The organism is Enterococcus sp. E5-162, from assembly GCF_035725965.1.
Taxonomy (GTDB): Bacteria; Bacillota; Bacilli; order Lactobacillales; family Enterococcaceae; genus Enterococcus_B; species Enterococcus_B lactis.
Genome location: NZ_JAPRFV010000013.1, coordinates 12,411 through 32,225 on the forward strand (window position 1 = coordinate 12,411; position 19,815 = coordinate 32,225).

At 39.2% G+C, this 19,815-nt stretch carries 19 protein-coding genes and 2 pseudogenes; 19 read left to right on the forward strand and 2 right to left on the reverse strand.

Features of this window, described 5'->3' with window-relative positions; genetic code table 11:
• Nucleotides 1-27: 27 nt before the first annotated feature.
• From OZZ83_RS12025 to OZZ83_RS12075, 11 genes are all read left to right on the forward strand, one after another.
• Nucleotides 28-741 carry a class A sortase gene (locus OZZ83_RS12025; RefSeq protein ID WP_002346126.1) on the forward strand — a complete coding sequence of 238 codons (714 nt, stop codon included), beginning with the start codon at nucleotides 28-30 and terminating at the stop codon, nucleotides 739-741.
• 308 nt (nucleotides 742-1,049) lie between these two features.
• Nucleotides 1,050-1,901 (forward strand): BglG family transcription antiterminator LicT, encoded by an 852-nt coding sequence (gene licT, locus OZZ83_RS12030; protein ID WP_002308284.1) that lies wholly within the window; start codon nucleotides 1,050-1,052, stop codon nucleotides 1,899-1,901.
• 121 nt (nucleotides 1,902-2,022) lie between these two features.
• The gene (locus tag OZZ83_RS12035; RefSeq protein ID WP_278023388.1) at nucleotides 2,023-3,888 is read left to right on the forward strand and encodes a beta-glucoside-specific PTS transporter subunit IIABC; all 1,866 of its coding nucleotides are present in this window, start codon (nucleotides 2,023-2,025) and stop codon (nucleotides 3,886-3,888) included.
• Between the two features lie 13 nt (nucleotides 3,889-3,901).
• Nucleotides 3,902-5,344: a glycoside hydrolase family 1 protein gene (locus OZZ83_RS12040; RefSeq protein ID WP_087064063.1), complete on the forward strand. Its 1,443-nt coding sequence runs from the start codon at nucleotides 3,902-3,904 to the stop codon at nucleotides 5,342-5,344.
• Nucleotides 5,345-5,451: 107 nt separating this feature from the next.
• Nucleotides 5,452-6,153 (forward strand): GntR family transcriptional regulator, encoded by a 702-nt coding sequence (locus OZZ83_RS12045; protein ID WP_002308289.1) that lies wholly within the window; start codon nucleotides 5,452-5,454, stop codon nucleotides 6,151-6,153.
• A gap of 295 nt (nucleotides 6,154-6,448) precedes the next feature.
• Nucleotides 6,449-7,789, forward strand: a complete 1,341-nt coding sequence (locus tag OZZ83_RS12050; RefSeq protein WP_002308290.1) for a PTS sugar transporter subunit IIC — start codon at nucleotides 6,449-6,451, stop codon at nucleotides 7,787-7,789.
• A 25-nt stretch (nucleotides 7,790-7,814) separates the two neighbouring features.
• A complete protein-coding gene (locus OZZ83_RS12055) occupies nucleotides 7,815-8,903 on the forward strand; it encodes a DUF871 domain-containing protein (RefSeq protein WP_002312111.1) in 1,089 nt (362 codons plus the stop codon).
• Between the two features lie 8 nt (nucleotides 8,904-8,911).
• A complete protein-coding gene (locus tag OZZ83_RS12060; protein WP_002346122.1) occupies nucleotides 8,912-10,024 on the forward strand; it encodes an amidohydrolase/deacetylase family metallohydrolase in 1,113 nt (370 codons plus the stop codon).
• Entirely contained in the window at nucleotides 10,008-11,105 is a 1,098-nt protein-coding gene (locus tag OZZ83_RS12065; protein WP_002308296.1) for a DgaE family pyridoxal phosphate-dependent ammonia lyase, read from the forward strand. The genes OZZ83_RS12060 and OZZ83_RS12065 overlap by 17 nt, the downstream gene beginning before the upstream one ends.
• 13 nt (nucleotides 11,106-11,118) lie before the next feature.
• Nucleotides 11,119-11,859, forward strand: a complete 741-nt coding sequence (gene dagF / locus OZZ83_RS12070) for a 2-dehydro-3-deoxy-phosphogluconate aldolase (protein ID WP_002308297.1) — start codon at nucleotides 11,119-11,121, stop codon at nucleotides 11,857-11,859.
• A 10-nt stretch (nucleotides 11,860-11,869) separates the two neighbouring features.
• Nucleotides 11,870-12,883: a sugar kinase gene (locus tag OZZ83_RS12075; protein ID WP_002346120.1), complete on the forward strand. Its 1,014-nt coding sequence runs from the start codon at nucleotides 11,870-11,872 to the stop codon at nucleotides 12,881-12,883.
• A 55-nt stretch (nucleotides 12,884-12,938) separates the two neighbouring features.
• Here the strand turns inward: OZZ83_RS12075 and OZZ83_RS12080 are convergent, their stop codons facing one another.
• Nucleotides 12,939-13,406 carry a helix-turn-helix transcriptional regulator gene (locus OZZ83_RS12080; protein WP_325066072.1) on the reverse strand — a complete coding sequence of 156 codons (468 nt, stop codon included), beginning with the start codon at nucleotides 13,404-13,406 and terminating at the stop codon, nucleotides 12,939-12,941.
• A 297-nt stretch (nucleotides 13,407-13,703) separates the two neighbouring features.
• On the opposite strand from OZZ83_RS12080, the gene OZZ83_RS12085 reads away from it, so the two are divergent.
• Complete coding sequence (locus OZZ83_RS12085) at nucleotides 13,704-13,883, forward strand: hypothetical protein (RefSeq protein ID WP_002312114.1); 180 nt, start codon at nucleotides 13,704-13,706, stop codon at nucleotides 13,881-13,883.
• Between the two features lie 145 nt (nucleotides 13,884-14,028).
• On the opposite strand, the gene OZZ83_RS12090 is transcribed toward OZZ83_RS12085, so the two are convergent.
• Entirely contained in the window at nucleotides 14,029-14,769 is a 741-nt protein-coding gene (locus tag OZZ83_RS12090) for a hypothetical protein (protein WP_065763718.1), read from the reverse strand.
• A gap of 441 nt (nucleotides 14,770-15,210) precedes the next feature.
• Between OZZ83_RS12090 and OZZ83_RS12095 the strand changes: the two are divergent.
• From OZZ83_RS12095 to OZZ83_RS12125, 7 genes and pseudogenes are all read left to right on the forward strand, one after another.
• Nucleotides 15,211-15,369, forward strand: a pseudogene (locus tag OZZ83_RS12095) (acyltransferase domain-containing protein); the annotation flags it as partial.
• A gap of 797 nt (nucleotides 15,370-16,166) precedes the next feature.
• A complete protein-coding gene (locus tag OZZ83_RS12100) occupies nucleotides 16,167-16,319 on the forward strand; it encodes a CAT RNA binding domain-containing protein (protein ID WP_002308304.1) in 153 nt (50 codons plus the stop codon).
• A 94-nt stretch (nucleotides 16,320-16,413) separates the two neighbouring features.
• Complete coding sequence (locus OZZ83_RS12105) at nucleotides 16,414-16,863, forward strand: PTS sugar transporter subunit IIA (RefSeq protein ID WP_278023386.1); 450 nt, start codon at nucleotides 16,414-16,416, stop codon at nucleotides 16,861-16,863.
• A gap of 15 nt (nucleotides 16,864-16,878) precedes the next feature.
• Nucleotides 16,879-17,748, forward strand: coding sequence for a ketose-bisphosphate aldolase (locus OZZ83_RS12110; RefSeq protein ID WP_002312116.1), 870 nt, complete (start codon nucleotides 16,879-16,881; stop codon nucleotides 17,746-17,748).
• 13 nt (nucleotides 17,749-17,761) lie between these two features.
• Nucleotides 17,762-18,087, forward strand: a pseudogene (locus OZZ83_RS12115) (PTS fructose transporter subunit IIB).
• Between the two features lies 1 nt (nucleotide 18,088).
• Nucleotides 18,089-19,186 (forward strand): PTS fructose transporter subunit IIC, encoded by a 1,098-nt coding sequence (locus OZZ83_RS12120; RefSeq protein WP_002345322.1) that lies wholly within the window; start codon nucleotides 18,089-18,091, stop codon nucleotides 19,184-19,186.
• Between the two features lie 10 nt (nucleotides 19,187-19,196).
• Nucleotides 19,197-19,703 carry a D-lyxose/D-mannose family sugar isomerase gene (locus OZZ83_RS12125; RefSeq protein ID WP_002308311.1) on the forward strand — a complete coding sequence of 169 codons (507 nt, stop codon included), beginning with the start codon at nucleotides 19,197-19,199 and terminating at the stop codon, nucleotides 19,701-19,703.
• Nucleotides 19,704-19,815 lie beyond the last annotated feature (112 nt).

Below are 19,815 nucleotides of genomic sequence, written 5' to 3' on the forward strand. Positions count from 1 at the left end.
AGTAAAATGAGACTGGAGGGAGAGAAAATGAAGAAAAAAGGAAAAGCAAAAAGATGGCTAGTCAATATCCTCTTGTTCCTCTTGTTATTAGTAGGACTAGCTTTGATTTTCAATGAACAGATCAAAGACTATCTTGTCAGATTAACAGGAGACAGATATGCTATAGCGAATGTAACGAAAGAAGATTTGAAAAGGAATAACGATAAAGATGTCAGTTTTGACTTTGACGCAGTAGAACCAATGACAACAGAAGGAGTGATGAGGTCACAAATGAGCGGAACAGATCTGCCAGTGATTGCTAGTATCGCAGTACCTTCTGTTTCGATCAATTTACCGATTTTCAAAGGCTTGGATAATACTTCACTGCTTTACGGTGCAGGAACGTTATCTCCAGATCAAGAGATGGGAAAGGGAAACTATGCTTTAGCAAGCCATCGTGCAACAAATCCTGAATTGCTGTTTACACCGCTGGAAAATTTGGAAATGGGTGCCAAGATCTATTTGACGGATTTAGAAAATGTGTATACATATAAAACATTTTTTAAAGAAAAAGTTGCTCCTACAGATACACAATTATTGAACGAGGTCGAGGGAAAAGAAATCGTCACGCTGATCACATGTGGCGACATGGATGCCGTCACACGACTAGTTGTACAAGGAGAACTGGAAAGTGTCACACCGATGAAGGATGCGACAGATGACATGAGAACTGCTTTCAATCTAGAGACAAAAACATTTTAGGATACTGGGACATAAGTCATTACAGATCAAAAACAACCAAAGGATATGAATCGATGAGGAAAACCCGATTTGCTGAAAAAAGAGGAACGCAAAGAGGTGCATCTCTGATTTGGTTGTTTTCTAGATAGACTTGTGTTCCAGTTTCTTTATTTTTTATATGAAAAGGCTTGCATAAATAAAAATTCGATGGTATGATGATTTTGAATAAGAAATGGATTGTTACTGTACGGCAGGCAAAACCAGAATTCAGCTAAGAAACAGTAGGCGAATTCTAGGTTTTTTTATTTTTCTTGAGAGGGCGAAGCAAAATGAAAATTGATAAAATTTTGAATAACAACGTCGTCATTTCGAAAAATGGATTCGGGGAAGAAGTCGTTTGTATGGGAAAAGGCCTAGCTTTTCAAAAAAAGATTGGGGACGAGATTTCGCCAGAAGCGGTCCAAAAAGAATTTGTTTTAAGAGATTCTTTTGCTAAAAACCAATTCCAACAGCTGATGGCTGATATTCCGGCAGAGGAGATCGAATGGGTCAAACAAGTAGTCGAACTGGCTGAAGATACACTAAAAGTTGAATTTTCGCCTAATATTTATCTGACATTGACCGATCATCTTCATTATGCGATCACACGGGCAAAAGAAAATATCCAACTGCCTAATCCATTATTATTTGAAACAAAAAAATTTTATCCGAAAGAATATCAAGCAGCGAAAGAGGCTCTTTTGTTCGTGAAACAAAAGACTGGCGTGGAACTTTCTGAGGATGAAGCCGGTTTTATTGCCTTTCATTTTGTGAATAGCCAACAAGGAAACGAAGACATGCAAGTGACGATGACCGCTACCACAATGGTAAGAGATATACTGAGTATCATCAGTAAATTCTTCGGCATCATGTTCGATGAAGAATCTTTGAATTATCAGCGTATCATTACTCATCTGCAGTTTTTTGCCCAGCGTTATCTCAAAGGGGAAGGATCTGACGAACAAGATGAATTTCTCTACGCATTAGTTCAAGGAAAGTATCCAAAAGCGTTTCATTGTGTCGAACGGATCAATGAGTATCTTCGACAAACGCAAAAACAGGAAATGGGAATCGCAGAGCAGATTTATTTAACGATTCATATTCAAAGAGTAGTAAGTGAGAAAAAAAGTATCCAATCATAAGGATTGTTACTGTATGGCAGGCAAAACCTGGATTGAAAAAATAGGTTCACGAATGTTTGTGACTGTTTTTTTCAATCTGGGTTTTTATTTTTTAAATAAAAAAAGAAAGAAGGAAAAAACAATGGATAATCAAGCAGTTGGTCGTCGTGTATGGGAAGCGGTAGGAGGACAAAAGAATGTCAAAAGTTTAGTACATTGTGCTACGCGTTTGCGGTTCAGATTAAAAGATGAATCCTTAGCAGATACGCAAAAGTTAAAAGAAGACCCAGACGTGATCCAAGTCGTCCAAAGTGGCGGTCAGTATCAAGTAGTGATTGGCAGTAATGTAGCAGATGTTTATCAATCGATCGTGGATGAGGAAGGTCTTGCAGTTTCGGAGGATGGAAAAGAAGAGTCCAAAAATATTTTGAATCGTCTAATTGATATCATTTCTAGTATATTTACACCTTTTCTAGGGGCGATGGCAGCCGCCGGGGTATTGAAAGGATTCTTGTCATTGGCAACGGTGATGGGCTGGCTGACAGCTGATAGCGGTACTTATCAAATATTGTTTGCTGCAGCAGATGGTGTCTTTACCTTCTTACCTATCATGCTTGCTTTTACAGCAGCTAAAAAGTTCAAAGCCAACCAGTTTTTAGCAGTAGCAATTGCTATGGCACTTGTGTACCCAGCTATCACAGCAGTTGCTGGTGCGGGAGAAGCTATCAGTTTCTTTGGGATCCCAGTGATTCTTTCGCCGTCTGGTTATACTTCTTCTGTCATACCAATCATTCTAGCAGTATGGGTGCAAAGTAAATTAGAGCCATTCGTAAAAAAAGTGATTCCGCAATTTCTGCAAATGATTTTAGTTCCGCTTGTCGTTTTAGTAGTGATGGTTCCGTTGACATTTCTTGCTTTAGGACCAATCGGGACGGTGGCCGGTAATGCTTTAGGTGGTCTCTTCAACTCGATTTATGGATTTAGTCCAATCGTAGCAGGTCTGATCATGGGAAGTTTATGGCAAGTATTCGTGATGTTCGGCATGCATTGGGGATTCATACCGATCATGTTTTTGAATATCGAGCAATACGGGTTTGATGTATTGATGCCAATGCTTCTTCCAGCCATCTTGGCACAAGGTGGCGCTGCTTTAGCTGTATCGTTACGAACAAAAGATACAAAGCTTCGAGCATTAGGGATTTCTTCTACAGTGACTTCGTTATTTGGGATCACTGAACCAACTGTGTATGGTGTGACGTTACCGTTGAAGAAACCATTTATTGCAGCGTGTGTTTCTGGAGGGATCGGAGGGGCTATTATCGGATTTTCTGGAGTAAAAGCTTTCTCCAGCAGTTTGGTCAGCTTATTAACGATTCCAACTTTCATTAGTACGGTAGATGGTGTAGAGTCAAATGTGACAGTAGCCGTAATAGCTACAGGAATCGCTTTTGTTCTAGCATTTGTAGGTACGCTGATTTTAGGATTTGACGAACAAACACAAGACAATCAATTAGAAAACAAACATGCGAATGTAGGAGAACCGATTACTTCAGCACGGCATACCTTAAAGAGTCCTTTAACGGGTAAAGTACTGCCACTGAGTGAAGTGCCAGACAAAGTTTTTTCTTCTGGCGTGATGGGAAAAGGTATCGCTATTGATCCAGAAGTAGGGGAACTTGTTGCCCCGGCAGATGGAGAGATCACGACTATTTTTCCAACTGGACATGCTGTAGGGATCACAACGACTGACGGAGCGGAGATTTTGATTCATATCGGGATGGATACAGTAGAATTAAATGGGAATGGTTATGAAATCTTAGTCAAACAAGGGGACCTCGTCAAAGCAGGAGATTTATTGATCCGTTTTGACATCGAAGCAATCAAAGCAGCCGGCTATAGTGTAATCACACCGGTTGTCATTACAAATACCGATGCATTTGCCGATATACTTGAATTAGACCAAAAAGAGATTATTGCGAATGAAGATGTTCTAGCAATTGTAAAATAAGGAGGAAATCAGGATGCAATCACGTTTTTCAGAAAAATTTTTATGGGGTGGCGCAACTGCTGCCAATCAATTAGAAGGAGCTTATGATCGAGACGGAAAAGGGTTATCCGTTGCAGATGCTATGCCGGGAGGTAAGCAGCGTTTTGCAATCATCGGTCGTAAAGAATTTGACTGGACGATCGATCAAGAAACATATAATTACCCGAATCATCGCGGAATCGATCATTACGATCGTTTCAAAGAAGATCTTGCTTTATTTGCGGAAATGGGGTTCAAATGTTATCGTTTTTCAATTGCCTGGACACGGATTTTTCCAAACGGAGACGAAAGCACGCCGAATGAAGCGGGATTAGAATTTTACGATCAGCTGATTGATGAGTGCTTAAAATACGATATTGAACCTGTGATCACGATTTCTCATTACGAGATGCCTCTTCATTTAGCAAAAGAATATGGTGGCTGGAAAAATCGAAAACTGATCGACTTCTATGAACGATTTGCTCAGACAGTATTAAAGAGATACAACAGTAAAGTCAAATATTGGATGACTTTCAATGAAATCAACTCGGCCTTTCATTTTCCAGCTTTAAGTCAAGGATTAGTAAAAAGCAACGGAGCAGGAGAGTACCAAAATATTTTCCAAGCATGGCATAATCAGTTCGTAGCAAGTAGCAAAGCTGTAAAAATCGGCCACGAATTGCGTTCGGATATCCAAATCGGTTGCATGATTATTTATGCAACGACTTATAGCATCGATGCCAATCCAGTCAATCAGGTAGCAACCATGATCCAAAATCAAGAATTCAATTTTTTCTGCACGGATGTTCAAGTACGCGGAGAATACCCTGCGTACACAGCCCGTACCTATAAAAAATATGGAGTCGATTCGGAAAAATTAGAGAAAACAGAAGAAGACTTCCAGTTGCTAAAAGAATATCCAGTTGACTACATCGGATTTAGTTACTATATGTCTACGGCAATCAATGAGACTGACCCGCAAGCCGCAACTTCAGAAGGAAACTTGCTAGGAGGCGTAAAAAATCCGTTTCTTGAGGCGAGTGAATGGGGCTGGCAGATCGATCCAGAAGGGTTGAGAATCGCATTGAATGAATTATACAATCGTTACCAGAAACCATTATTCATTGTTGAAAACGGTCTTGGTGCTATTGATCATGTGGAAGAGGATGGCTCGATCATTGATGATTATCGGATCGATTACCTAGGTCGTCATATCGAAGCAATGTCCCAAGCAGTTGCAGATGGTGTAGATTTGATGGGCTATACCCCCTGGGGATGTATCGATCTAGTCAGTGCATCGACAGGAGAAATGAGTAAACGTTACGGCTTTATCTATGTGGATCTAGACGATGAAGGAAACGGGACATTGAACCGATCGAAGAAAAAATCTTTTGATTGGTATAAAGAAGTAATTGCCTCAAATGGCGAAAATCTATAATTAAAACAGTGGAATGAAAAAGAACACACTTCTCGCATGTGATTTGTGTTCTTTTTTTATTTTTTATGTGCTATTCTTTTAGTAATAGTAAAGCAAAGGGTGACGTTATGAAAAGGACACGTGTACTATACTTGGAAGTCGCAGATAAAATCAAAGAAGATATTTTCTCAGGAAAGTATCCAGTCGGTTCGATGCTGCCGACAGAAAGTGAATTAGAAGAACTGTTTCAAGTCAGCAAAATCACTGTCCGAAAGGCAATCGAGCTGCTGGCATCAGATGAATATGTCGAAAAGAAAAGTGGTCGTGGGACGACGGTTCTAAGCAATCGTCCTTACAATCGATTATCCAAAGCGGCAAGTTTTACGCAGATCTTGAAGAACTCCCAATATGAAGTTCAGAAAGAAACGCTAGATTTGCAATTGGTCCATATAAAGAAGGAAGATCCTTTGTTTTCCTTTTTCGGTGAGCAAGCTGTTTGTTTTAAGCGCTTATATTATTTGAACAATCAGCCTTATATTTATTTTGTCCACTATCTTCCACAAGAAATGATGCAATTCAGCAGAGAAGAATTTGACAAAGAATCTTTGTATCGTCTGCTGACAAAAAAAGGGTATACCATTGACTCATTTTCTGATGATTTCTCTGCAGTATTTTTAACAGAAGAAGAACAAGAAATTCTGAAAACAGACACACAGATTGGCATCAAACGGATACGGCAATCGTCTACGCAAATGGGGAAAATGATTGAATATTCAGAAGCAATCTATCATACGGAGCTGCATCCTTACCATATTGATTACGAAACATAAATAAAAAAGAAGTTGTGAAATCAGCGGTTTGACCTGAGTATTAGAGAAAAAAACGAAAAAACAGCTTCTCATGTTTTTGAATTGGTCGGACTTATTACCGTAGATACAAGGCTGACTCTAGATGACCATATATTCTGAATAAAGGGGTGTGACACGACTTTTGTTGCACCTCCTTTTCTTTGTAAAACCAAAAGAACAAAGGAGGGATGCATCTTTTGAAAAGCGTTTACAAATTATAGTAAAGTATGTTATTATTCAATTGTAAACATTATAATGTTATAAAAGGAGAAGGAAAATGGATAAATTTATAGGAATTATCGAACAAAAAATCATGCCCGTGGCCAATCGTATCGGTACTCAGCGACATATGACTGCCATCAGAAAAGGAATCATTGCCACTATGCCATTGACGATCGTAGGCTCATTTTTTACGATTTTACTGAATATCCCGATTGAATCAGTTGCGGCAGTCATTGAACCTTACCGTGAGATATTAGATATTCCTTTTCGCTATACAGTTGGTATCCTTGCTCTTTATGCGACATTCGGGATTGCTTCTTCTTTAGCGAAAAGCTATCGGCTTGATTCACTGACGGCAGGTATCTTGGCATTAATGTCTTTTCTGATCGTGGCAGCTCCTCCTACACGCATCTTAGAAGATGTAGGAGAAATCACAGCCGGACGTTACATCAACATCGCTAATCTAGGATCGGGCTCATTATTTGGGGCGATCGTGACGGCAATTATTTCAGTAGAGATCTACCGGTTTTTTATCGAGAAAAAAATAACTATCCGAATGCCAGATGGTGTGCCGCCAGAAGTAACAAACTCTTTCGTTGCATTGATACCAGGAGCAGTCATCTTGATTTTCTTTTGGATCATCCGCCATATGCTTGGATTCGATTTAAATGGATTTTTGAGTCAACTACTTATGCCTTTGAAAGGTGTATTAGCGGGTAACAGCTTGTTTGGCGGTCTCTTGACTGTCTTTCTAATTTGTTTCTTCTGGGTATTAGGAATCCATGGTCCGGCAATCATGGGTCCAGTTATTCGTCCGTTTTGGGATATTTCGATTGCTGAAAATATCGATGCATTTAATGCAGGGACAAGTGCTCACGCCATGCCAAATATTTTTACTGAACAATTTCTACAATGGTTCGTTTGGATCGGCGGAGCAGGAACCACTCTTGCGTTGGTTGTCTTATTCATGTTTTCTAAATCCAAGTATTTAAAAAGCTTAGGACGTTTGTCCATTTTACCGGGTTTGTTCAATATCAATGAACCGATGATCTTCGGTGCACCAGTAGTGATGAACCCAGTTTTGGGGATTCCATTTATTCTTGCCCCTCTTGTGACGACCACTCTTTCTTATGTTCTCACTGTCAGCGGTGTCGTGCCAATGATGGTTGCGCGTCTGCCGTTTGCGATGCCTGCGCCGATTGCTGCTTGGATGAGCACGAACTGGAGCGTTGCAGCAGGATTATTGGTTATTGGTAATTTCTTGATTACTTTGGCTATTTATTATCCATTCTTCAAAGTATTTGAAAAACAGCAATTGGCTAGAGAAGCAGAGGAGCAAGCGAAAGAGCAAGCAGATCTCACTCTGACAGATGGTGTCACCGAAGAACGACTATAATTGAAAAGAAAGAAGAGAACAAACCATGAAACGTTCATTAGGCATTTCCCTTTACCCAGACCACAGTGATCCTCAAAAAGATCGTGAGTATATCGAAACAGCCCATCAGTATGGATTCAGCAGAATTTTTATGAGTATGCTTGAGGTCACGGAAGATCCGGAAGTCGTTCAGAAAAAATTTCAGCAATTAATCTTTTTTGCAAAAGAGAGGGGATTTGAAACGATAGTAGATGTTTCGCCGGCTATCTTTGAACAATTGAATATTTCTTATGATGATTTAGGTTTTTTCCATAGATTAGGCGCAGATGGCATTCGTTTGGACTTAGGATTTGATGGGCGAAAAGAAGCACTTTTGACTTTTAATCCTTATCACTTGGCCATCGAGTTGAATATGAGTAATGATGTGGCTTATCTAGAAAATATCTTGACGCATCAGGCAAATACATCTTTTCTATATGGCTGTCATAATTTTTACCCGCAAGAAGGAACGGCTTTGCCGTATCATTTTTTCCAATCAAGTAGTGAACGATTCAAAAAAAACGGTATTCGAACGGCAGCCTTCATTACTTCACAATCAGGTACAATCGGGCCGTGGGATATCAATGATGGACTGCCTACTTTAGAAATGCATCGCCATCTTTCTGTCGAAACAGCGGCCAAGCATTTGTTTGCCACAAACCTAATTGATGATATAATTATTGGAAACGCATACGCAAGTGAAGAAGAATTGAAGTCATTAGGGCATTTGGATCGTTACCAGACTGTTTTTAGAATTGAATTTGTTGCAAATGTAAATGAGGTGGAACGGCAAATCGTATTGGAAGAGCAACATGTTCGTCGAGGGGACATCACAGACCAAGTGATCCGATCAACGGAAGTTCGAAAAAAATACCAAAAAGACGAAAACAAAGTACATGATACTGAGTTTGAATTTGTCGTAGGAGATGTTGTCGTTGGGAATGACCGCTTTGGCAAATATAAAAACGAACTTCAGATCGTATTGGAGCCACACAGTGATCCGCGAAAGAATAAAGTAGGACATATTACTCCAGAAGAATTGATCTTGCTACCGTTCATTCATCCATGGTCTAAATTCAAATTTATAGAAAAGTAGGAATGATTATGTATGATTTAGTCATTAAAAATGCAAGAGAGCTTAACGGGAAGATCTTCGATATCGGGATAGAAAAAGGAAAGATCTGCGAAATCGCCCCTCTCATCACACAAAAAGCTCGTCAGGAAATCAGCTTGACCCCTCAGCAATATTTGTCGGCTGGTTGGATCGACGATCATGTTCATTGTTTTGAGGAAATGACTTTGTATTATGATTATCCAGATCAGATCGGTGTGAATAAAGGTGTGACAACAGTCATAGATGCAGGGACAACTGGGGCAGAAAACATTGCTGATTTTTATGAACATGCCAAACAGGCAAAAACAAATGTCTATGCGCTTTTGAATATCTCAAAATGGGGAATCGTTGCACAAGATGAACTAGCAGATCTAAACAAGATTCAAGTTGATATGGTAAAGCAAAAAATCAAGGAACTGCCAGATTTCATTATTGGAATCAAAGCACGGATGAGCAAGAGCGTAGTTGGTCAAAACGGCATCACTCCACTAGAACTGGCAAAAAGGATACAAAAAGAAAACCATCAGCTTCCTTTGATGGTCCATATCGGTTCTGCTCCGCCGGAATTGCCGGATATCCTCTCTTTACTGGAATCAGGAGATATCATGACTCATTGTTTCAATGGGAAAACAAACGGCATCTTGGATCAAGAAACGAAAACAATCAAACAAATAGCTGTAGAAGCAAAAAATCGAGGAATCATCTTCGATATCGGACACGGGACGGATAGTTTTAATTTCCAAGTTGCGGAAACTGCCTATCACCAAGGGATAAAAGCAGATACGATCAGTACAGATATCTATATTCGTAATCGCAAAAACGGTCCAGTCTATGACTTAGCTACAACGATGGAAAAATTGAAGCTTGTCGGATATACGTGGGAAGAAATCATCGAAAAGGTGACGGAAGTTCCTGCACAGAATTTCCATTTGAAAACAAAGGGACAAGTCAAAGAAGGCTTTGACGCTGATTTTACTGTTTTTGAATTGATCAATCAACCCAAGGAACTAATCGATTCCAATGGAGAGAAAAGACAGTCAAATCAGCAAATCAAACCAGTACAAACAATCATCGGAGGAAAAAGTTATGCATGCGAATCATGAGAAATTTCAGCTGAAGAAAGTCATTAATGCTTCAGGAAGAATGACGATTCTAGGCGTCTCGACCCTTTCAGAGACAGTTCTTGACGCGCAACGTTTTGGCGGTCAGCATTTTTTTGAGATGGAAGAATTAAGCATTCAAACAGGAAAATATTTAGCCGATTTGCTAGAAGTTGAAGATGTCCAGATCGTTTCATCCGCCTCTGCAGGAATTGCTCAATCGGTAGCTGCTGTTATAGGCAAAGGAGAACTGTATCCCCTTTATCACCCTTATGCAGAATCCATCAAAAAACGACAAATCATTTTGCCGAAAGGACACAATGTAGATTACGGAACGGCTGTGGAAATCATGGTACAGCAAGGAGGCGGTCAGGTAGTCGAAGCAGGTTACGCCAATATGTGTACGCCTGAACAAATCGAAATGATGATCACAGAAGAAACAGCAGGGATTCTCTATATAAAAAGTCATCACACGGTACAAAAAAGTATGCTTGACGTGTCAGAGGCAGCACAGATTGCCAAAAAGAACCAGATTCCGTTGATCGTTGATGCCGCGGCAGAAGAAGATCTGAAAAAATATGTGCAAATGGGCGCTGATTTGGTTATTTATTCAGGGGCAAAAGCAATCGAAGGACCAAGTGCCGGAATGGTCATTGGGAAAAAAACGTATGTTTCATGGGTCCGGATGCAATCAAAAGGAATTGGACGTTCCATGAAAATCGGAAAGGAAAATATCCTTGGTTTTGTCCAAGCAGTGGAAGATTATTTGAACAAAGGCAGTGAGTCTGGCCCTGCAATGAAAGAAAGATTACAGCCATTCATCGAACAACTTAATCAAATCAATCATTTAGAAGCTAAGATCGTTCAAGATAGCGCAGGTCGAGCAATCTATCGAGCAAGTGTGAAAGTTTCAGGAAATCAATCAGCTAAACAAGTGATTAAAGCATTGAAAGAAAAAAATCCTGCCATCTATACAAGAGAATACCAGGCAAACAACGGCATCATCGAATTCGATATCCGTTCTGTCAGTCAACAGGAGATGGCAAAAATCATCGATCGTTTAAAAGAAATCTTGAAGAACTAGGAGAGAAAAAGGAATGAGATTAAGTCCCAATTATTTAAAAGATAAGATCTGTCTAAATGTGTTAGCAAATTCTGTAGAAAACGCAAAAGAATGCTATGAGGCAGCGGAAGGCCATATCGTTTTAGGTGTACTTTCAAAGAACTTTTCTGACGACGAAACAGCTATTGCAGAAATGAAAAAATACCAGCAAGCAACAAATAACGCCTTGTCCATCGGTTTAGGCGCGGGAGACCCAAACCAGAGCCAGATGGTCACTCGTTTAGCCGAAGTATTGCAGCCTCAGCATGTCAATCAAGTATTTACAGGAGTAGGAGCTTCCAGAGCAGTATTGAAACAGACAGAAACGGTCATCAACGGTTTGGTTTCTCCCACGGGTAAAGAAGGGTACGTAAACATCGCAACTGGTCCTTTAAGTTCACAAGGACCTGCAGGAGTCGTGACACTTGAAACAGCTATTCGATTATTGAAAGATATGGGCGGCAGCTCGATCAAATATTTTCCTATGAAGGGACTTTCCCATATCAAAGAATATAAAGCCTTAGCGGAAGCTTGTGCTGCCAATGATTTTTATTTAGAGCCAACTGGCGGGATCGACCTTGATAATGTGGAAGAAATCGTACGGATCGCAATAGACGCAGGAGTGAAAAAGGTCATTCCTCATGTATATAGTGCGATTATCGACAAGGATACAGGGAATACACGCCCAGAAGAGGTACGTCAACTGTTGCAATTGATGAAAAAAATCGTGGAATAAGGTGAGAAGAATGAAAATCGGTGCATTTGGGGAAGTCATGCTGCGACTCACTCCTCCTGAACATTTGATGCTGGAACAAACCCATACCTTACGCATGGCTTATACAGGGACCGGCGTAAATCTGGTAGGGAATCTTGCCCATTTTGGCGTTGAAAGTTATTTACTGACGGCTCTGCCAGACAATCGACTAGGAAAAGCAGCACTCACTAATTTGAAGGGCCTAGGTATCCAGACGAAGTATGTGATCCATCAATATCAACACATCGGCACTTATTTTGCAGAAATGGGGTATGGTGTCCGCCCGACAGAAGTCACTTATCAAAATCGAAAACATAGCTCATTTGGTTTATCTGTGATGGAGGATTATGACTGCGTAGCGTTTATTGATGAGATCGACTTGATCCATATCTGTGGGATCAGTTTAAGTTTGTCTGATGAGACAGCTGAAACGGCTATCCAATTAGCAGAACAAGCACATAAAGCAGGGAAAAAAGTTTGTTTTGATTTCAATTATCGTCCTAGTTTGAATCAAGAAGATGGAAAAAAAGAACAAATGAAGAAGCGTTATCATACAATGTTACCTTATTGCGACATCTTGTTTGGCTCAGTCAGAGATCTGACAGAGCTAGTGCAGTGGGAGGAAACAGCCGATGTAGAAAACGAACATGATCCTATTTCTTACATCCAGTCCTTTATGAACCACTACGATATCCAATGGTTTGCTGGGACAAGGCGAGAAAGTGTAGATGGAAGAAAACAGTTAAGTGGTTATTTGATCACACAACAAGAAGCAGAGAAAACAACTGTTTATCCTTTGGATGTACTCGATCGAATCGGGGCAGGAGATGCATTTGCTGCAGGGATCTTACTCGGTTTCTCTGAAAAGTGGTCCTTACAGAAGACCGTTTATTTTGCCTTAGGAAATGCTCGACTAGCTCATTCGATCCAAGGAGATGTTCCGTTAACGACAAGAGAACAAGTCGAACGTCTGCTGAATGATCCTGAAACAGACTTGATCCGGTAAAAAGATTCAGGGATAAAACAGGTTAGGATTGTTTGTTGTCCTAGCCTTGTTTTTGCTAAAGTAGCTGAAAGTAAAATAAAAGGAGTACACCAAGACAATTACATAAAGCTAAAAAGTATATGAGAGGATAACACAGACGAAGAAAATGCGAATGAATGTATTTTTTCCACATGTTGAAAAGAAATAGAGTAATCACAGAAACAAAAGGGATCAGGAAAGACAGAACAACGAGTAAACAGATGAAAAATCGAATCAATTGTATTCTTTCCGAAGATATTTCCTCTGTTTCCATGGGAGCTTCAGGGAGATCAGGAAGAAATATAGAGAGTGTTTGACCATATAATTTAGCTAAGCGATAAACATTTTCGTGATCTGGAAACGAGCGGCCATTTTCCCAATTTGAGACTGTCTGTCTAGTAATCGCGAGCTTTTTTGCTAATTCTTCTTGCGTATGTCCATGTTCTTTTCGTAGTTGTTTTAATTTTTTTGGAAAAAAATCCCTCATAAATACTCTTCCTCTCATTATGTAAAAGCGCTTTTACATTCATTTAACTCATTGTAAAAAGATTTTATCTATTCAGTCAAGAACAAAATAGGCAAAATAGAATTATCAAAAGAATGAGGTGAAAAGAATGAAAAAAAATAATTTTAACTCTTACTAGTATAAGTATGCTAGGTGTATCTTTCAGTCCAAGTGTCTCTGCTTTCACGATACAAAATTCAGCAGAAACAAGCGATAGACAAACTATTGAGATGAACGAATTTGATAACGACATGTACGGCCGCAACTAACGAAAAAAACGTTGAAAGTAGGAATATAATGGAATGGATTCGCACAGCTTTTCATATAATCTTTATTGAAAACGGATTGATTCTAGCTATTTTACTGTTAAGTATTGCAGTTGTTTCCAATAGTTTAGTGATATCTACTCAGAAAAAAGAAATGGAGATTCTTGAAAAACGCATGAGTTGTTTGGAAAAAAAGCAAACATCAAAATAATAAGCTATTTAAGTGAATGAACGAAGGAAAAAGTTTATCTGATTTATTGCAATCAAAAACATTAGATTCTCTAGAAAATGCGTATGATTCCTGTCTCAGTCGAAGAAAGCCAAGTTGTTAAATAGATGTTTTTGGTTGTCTTCGTTCAATTGTCGATTACCATGACATCAATAAGCTGTTTGATATCTTCAGGAGTGTTGGTAGGGATACTGATTGTAGAAGCTTCATCTAGTATTTTTTGAGTCTTTTCTTTGACTAGCTCAGGATGATCAGAAGTTTCATCATGTTGCCAGTGAGAAGGAACAGAATATTGAGTTATTGTACCGTTATGATTGCTAGAATAAACTACTAAACCTTGGAAACTTATATTCCCACTAAGTATGACTGTTTCAGCTGGAAAAGCGACACTTCCTTGGTCATAAGGGTCAATTGGAGTTCCTGCTGGAGACTTAGAAACATGCAGTTCAAAACCAGTACTTGGATCAGCTAACCATTGTTTATATTGTGTGCCCATCACAGCTAGCCAAACTCTAGCGTATTCTATTTCTAGATCAGAATAATTACTTAACAAATCAGTTGAATTACTGACTTGTGGACTTATCGATTCACTGACAGAAGCATAAGTCTCACTACTATTTGTTGACGGTACAGTTGACGACGAAGTAGTTGATGCAACGATGGAAGAACTAGTGGTTTGTGAAACTGATTCACTACTGCTTTTGACAGTAGCGCTTGATTCGTTATTCGTTTTACTGTCAGTTGTTGCTTCACGAGAAGTAGTGTTTTCAATAACAGTCGAATGAGGTGTTGACTGGCGAGTGTTTTTTTGTTCACAACCAACAAACAGAAGTACGAGAGGGAGTAAAATGAATATCCTTTTTTTCATGAAATTATCCTCCAATTATCTAAGAAAATAAAATAACGGTTTTCTTTTTATTTATTGTACTCCTGTATAATAAAGAGGAAAAGGATATTTGGTTAAGAAATCTCTCTGGTTTGGAGAGAATTAGATGAAAATTAAAAGCTAATCTGAATAGAATTTTTTATAACCATATGATACAGCAAAGTTACTCTTTTACTTAGTATGGAAATCAAAATATTTAGCATAAGTATTATTTTTTTACATAAAGTGGTTGTTTTTGATATATATTAATTTGGCACTTTGTGATTATGTAAAAGAACAACGTGATGCTGGGCGAATCAAAGTAGTGACAGCATCTGATCTTGCAAATGATGTACAATAAAGAAGATGATCAAAGATTCGAAAAACGATAATTAATCATTTGAGCCACACACTTAAGAAGAGGGGAATGAAGAAAAAATTTTGGTGGACGAACAAGATGATAGCGGAGTTCCATGGATCTTTGGACGAGTAGATGCTAATGTACAAGACTATCCAGAAAAAACGAGTTTACAACGACAAGCGAAACAACAGTTACTTGCAGGTGCACACATTGGCTCCGCTTTAGGCATTCTTTCCCTATAACTTTAACACTTCAAAATATTTTAAACATATAAATAACTGCATTAACCAAAAAATTAGACTTCTATAAATGAGGGAAATCTGCTCATTCATAGAAGTCTAGTGATTAAAGGAAGCTTTTAATTCATGGAAGCTAAGATAAGCTACTCCACCATTAAATGAACCAAACGCCTCACCTCACATCTTGAAACTATTAGAAGAAAGAAGAAGAGAAGGGGCACTCGAAAAAAGTGTATTTCGCAAATGGGGCATAAAAGAATAAGAAATGTTGCTTTTACAAAAACCTGACCGAAAAACAGTACACATTTTCGTGTTTTTTCGTTTTTTCTTGACTACTGTTGGCGCTATCAGTATCATAAATGGCAGATAGAAACAGCCAAATAAAAAAAGGCACCTCTGCTTCTAGTGGCAGCTAGAAACAGAGGCCTTGAAAAGTCATCACACGTGACCGTCCAAGTTTGCCATAGTCAATGTAAATACATCAACCTTGTTTATTGTATCGAATCTAAAAGGAGAAATCTACCCTTTAGAGGAGAAAATTTAACAAATTGTATGCGTTTTATTTGCTGAGCAAAAGGTATTGGACATTGTGTTCAATACCTTTTTTATCTGAACATACACCTGAAGATAAATCTGCTCTATTCGAAGATTTTATATTCTTTTAATAGAGCTACAGCCAGCAGATCCGGTCAGTGTAAAAAGATGCTTTTTTTCGTCAAAAGAACCAGCCTTTGCGTATCATATTATGAAAGCAGATTTTATTTGGCTGTTTTCTATCACTGAAAGGAGAGGAGCAACCGATGCAAGTGGTCGCTGTTTTGAATCACAATGCTATCATTGCGAAATCAAACGAAGGAGAGTGGGTGTTGATCAAAAAAGGAATCGGATTCAAACGAAAGATCGGAGATTTAATCCATGAAAGAGAGGTGGAAAGTGTCTATCAAAAAATCTAAAATTTGGGGAGTCACTGTTCGACAGGCTTGACCCATTTCGCTGAAGCGGAATGCGTCAAGCCTGTTTTTTTGAAGGGAGGAAATATCACTGGAATTGACTCAAGTCATTTATGAAGAGTTGCTGATCATTCATTCGAGTGCACGAACGAAACGTCAAATCTTAAAAGAATTAACCCAACTTATGACGGATAAAGGCGTAATATCCGATACAGAGAGTTTCTTAGAGGATGTCTATCAAAGAGAAGCAGAAGGAGCAACAGGAATCGGACAAGGAATCGCTATCCCTCATGGTAAGTCAACAAGCGTCAGACAGACAGTAATCTCGGCTGCTACTTTAGCTGATCCAATCCCATGGGAAACATTAGATGAACGACCTGTAGAGATTGTGATTTTATTTGCTGTACAAGAAGGAGATAAAAATAAAGGACATCTTCAGCTTTTACAAAAAATTGCTGTACTTTTGGCAAGAGAGAAGTTTATCAAAGAACTGAAAAAAGCTACTTCAATCGAAGAATTGTATACATTATTGACACAAAATGACTAGGAGGAACGATAACGTATGTTAGTAACAGGAAAAGAAATACTAGCTGTAGCAAATGAGAAAGGTTTTGCCGTACCTGCCTTCAATGCAGGTTCTGGACAATTATTGAACGCAGTGATAGAAGCTTGCGAAGAAGCACAAGCTCCTGTTATGATTGCGATCCATCCAGAAGAACTGAAATTTTTGACAGATAGTTTCGTTGCTCAAGTAAAATACGCGGCTGAGCAGACAGATATCCCTATATGTATCCATTTAGATCATGGTGCTGACTTTAACCAAATTATTCATGCCATCCGCCTAGGTTTTACTTCGGTCATGATCGATGCATCTCACCTATCATACGAAACAAACGTTATGTTATCTAAAAAAGTAGTAGAAGCTGCTCACGCTAGTGGTATTTCTGTAGAGGCTGAACTGGGAACGATTGGAGACACAGGTAATACCATAGAAGGGGGTGTCAGCGAGATTATTTATACAGATCCGTCAACAGCACAAGCATTTATTGAGGAGACGGGGATCGATAGCTTGGCGATCGCTATTGGAACAGCTCATGGAATCTATCCTAAGGAACTCAAACCTAAGCTACGACTCGATATTTTAGAAACGATACGATCATTGACCACTGTTCCTTTAGTCCTCCATGGAGGATCGAGCAACCCAGATGAGGAGATACGTCAGGCAGTTGAATTAGGAATAAACAAAATCAATATTTCCAGTGATATCAAAATAGTATTCGCAGAAAAACTCCGAGATATCTTGAACTCGGGAGATTTAGAGATCCGTGAACCGAATGTGCTGTTTCCGCCTTGTATGGAAGCTGTTAAACAAGTTGCATTAGATAAAATTCATTTATTCAAAGCAGACAATAAAGCAAAATATTATATGTGAGGGGGAGTGCAAAATGAAGATCGTAGGGATCGCAGCTTGTACTGCGGGAATTGCACACACGTATATCGCAAAAGAAAAATTGCTTCAAGCAGCGGAGAGTCTTGGTCATGAGATCTGGATCGAGACACAGGGGCTTGCTGGGACACAAGATCTACTGAGCCAAACATGCATCGCGGATGCAGATGTTGTGCTTATCGCTGCAGACATCAAGGTGAATGGGAAAGAGCGGTTTCTTGGAAAAAAATAGTCGAAGTACCAACTAGTCTAGTTGTCAAATCTCCGAGAAAACTGATTGAAAAATTAGAAGAGATGTTGGATGGACGAACGAAAGGAGTATAAGATGGAGAAATTGAAATCAATCGGCTTCAAAAAACATTTGATGACGGCGATCTCTTTCTTTTTACCTATCGTCGTTGCTTCTGGATTCTTGTTGGCTATTGGAAATATGTTGGATGGTACAACGATCGAATCCTTCACAGATGGTTTTTCTTTTGCAGATACGATGACAACGATGGGTGGATATGGTTTAGGTTTATTACCGATGATCGTTTCCTGTGCGATAGCTTATTCAATGGCAGATAAGCCTGGTATTGCACCTGGTTTGATTGTCGGGATGACTGCTAGTGGGATCGGAGCGGGTTTTTTAGGTGGGATGGTTGGCGGATATTTATCTGGATTAGTCGTTATTGGATTAACGGCAGGAATCAAAGTACCTAAATGGATGGATGGTCTAATGCCAACTCTGGTTCTGCCATTCCTCAGTTCTTTCATCGGCGGGTTGATCATGTACTATGTAATAGGAACACCCATCAATTGGCTTACAGAAATGCTTACAGGTTATTTAAGTGATTTGGATACTTCTTCGTTATTTTTATACGGAGCAGTAATTGGGGTATTGTCATCAATCGATTACGGCGGAGCTATCAATAAAGTCGTATTTGCGTTTGTGTTTGCTTTGTTTTCAGAAGGAATCTATGAACCAATCACTGTATTGATCTTAGCTTCAATGGTCACCCCATTCGGCTTGACGATTACTTATTTCTTAGGGAAAATCATTCGTAAAAATATATTCAATCGTCAAGAAATAGATACATTGAAGACAGCTTTTCCTATGGGGATTTGTCAAATCACTGAGGGGTGCTTTCCTATCGTATTGAATGACTTGGCACGTAATGTCATAGCAACAGGTGTGGGTGGGGCAGTCGGCGGTGGATTGAGCATGCTATGGGGAGCAGATAGCCGTATCCCGGCATCAGGAATGTTTGCAGTCGCTACGATGACTAGACCATGGTCATTCATTGGCGCTTTATTAGCTGGTTCTTTTGCTACGGGAATAACTATTTTATTATTGAAAAAACCAGTTGACCCAAATGCAGAAGTCATCCAAGAAGAAAAAGAGGAAGAAGAGATATCTTGGGATGACTTGACAATCAGTTAGGAGGAACAGAATGGATTACAAGAAAAGAGTACAACAAATGTTCCTAGATTCAGGAGTAGTATTGAAAGAAACAGAATTAGAAAGAATCGAATATACAGATTTTGGATTAGGAGCAATCGAGACTGAAGGATTGAATTTATTTGTTTATGAAAATAATGAGCGATACTGTGGGAAAGAACTGGTATTATTGCCTTATCAAACTTGTCCAGAGCATCGGCACCCACCTCGAGATGAGAATGAAGGAAAAAAGGAAACCTTTCGTTGTCGAAAAGGCTTAGTATATCTTTATGTCGAAGGAAAAGAAACAAAAAAACTTTCCTGTATTATTCCAAAGGGGCAAGAACGTTACTATACGGCAAAAAAAGAAATCATACTTCACGCTGGAGATCAGTACACGATCGAACCAAATATTAAACACTGGTTCCAGGCAGGTGCAACAGGCGCGGTTATCACCGAATTTTCTTCCAGCAGTGATGATCCAAGTGATAGTTTTACGAATCCAGCTATTTATCGTTAATACAAAGGTTTGGGAACAAGCTGATGAACCAAAATGATCAAATTTCGATTATTTGGTTCGTCGGCTTTTTTATTTAGAGAAACATCAGGCGTTGGTGAAACATAACACGAGA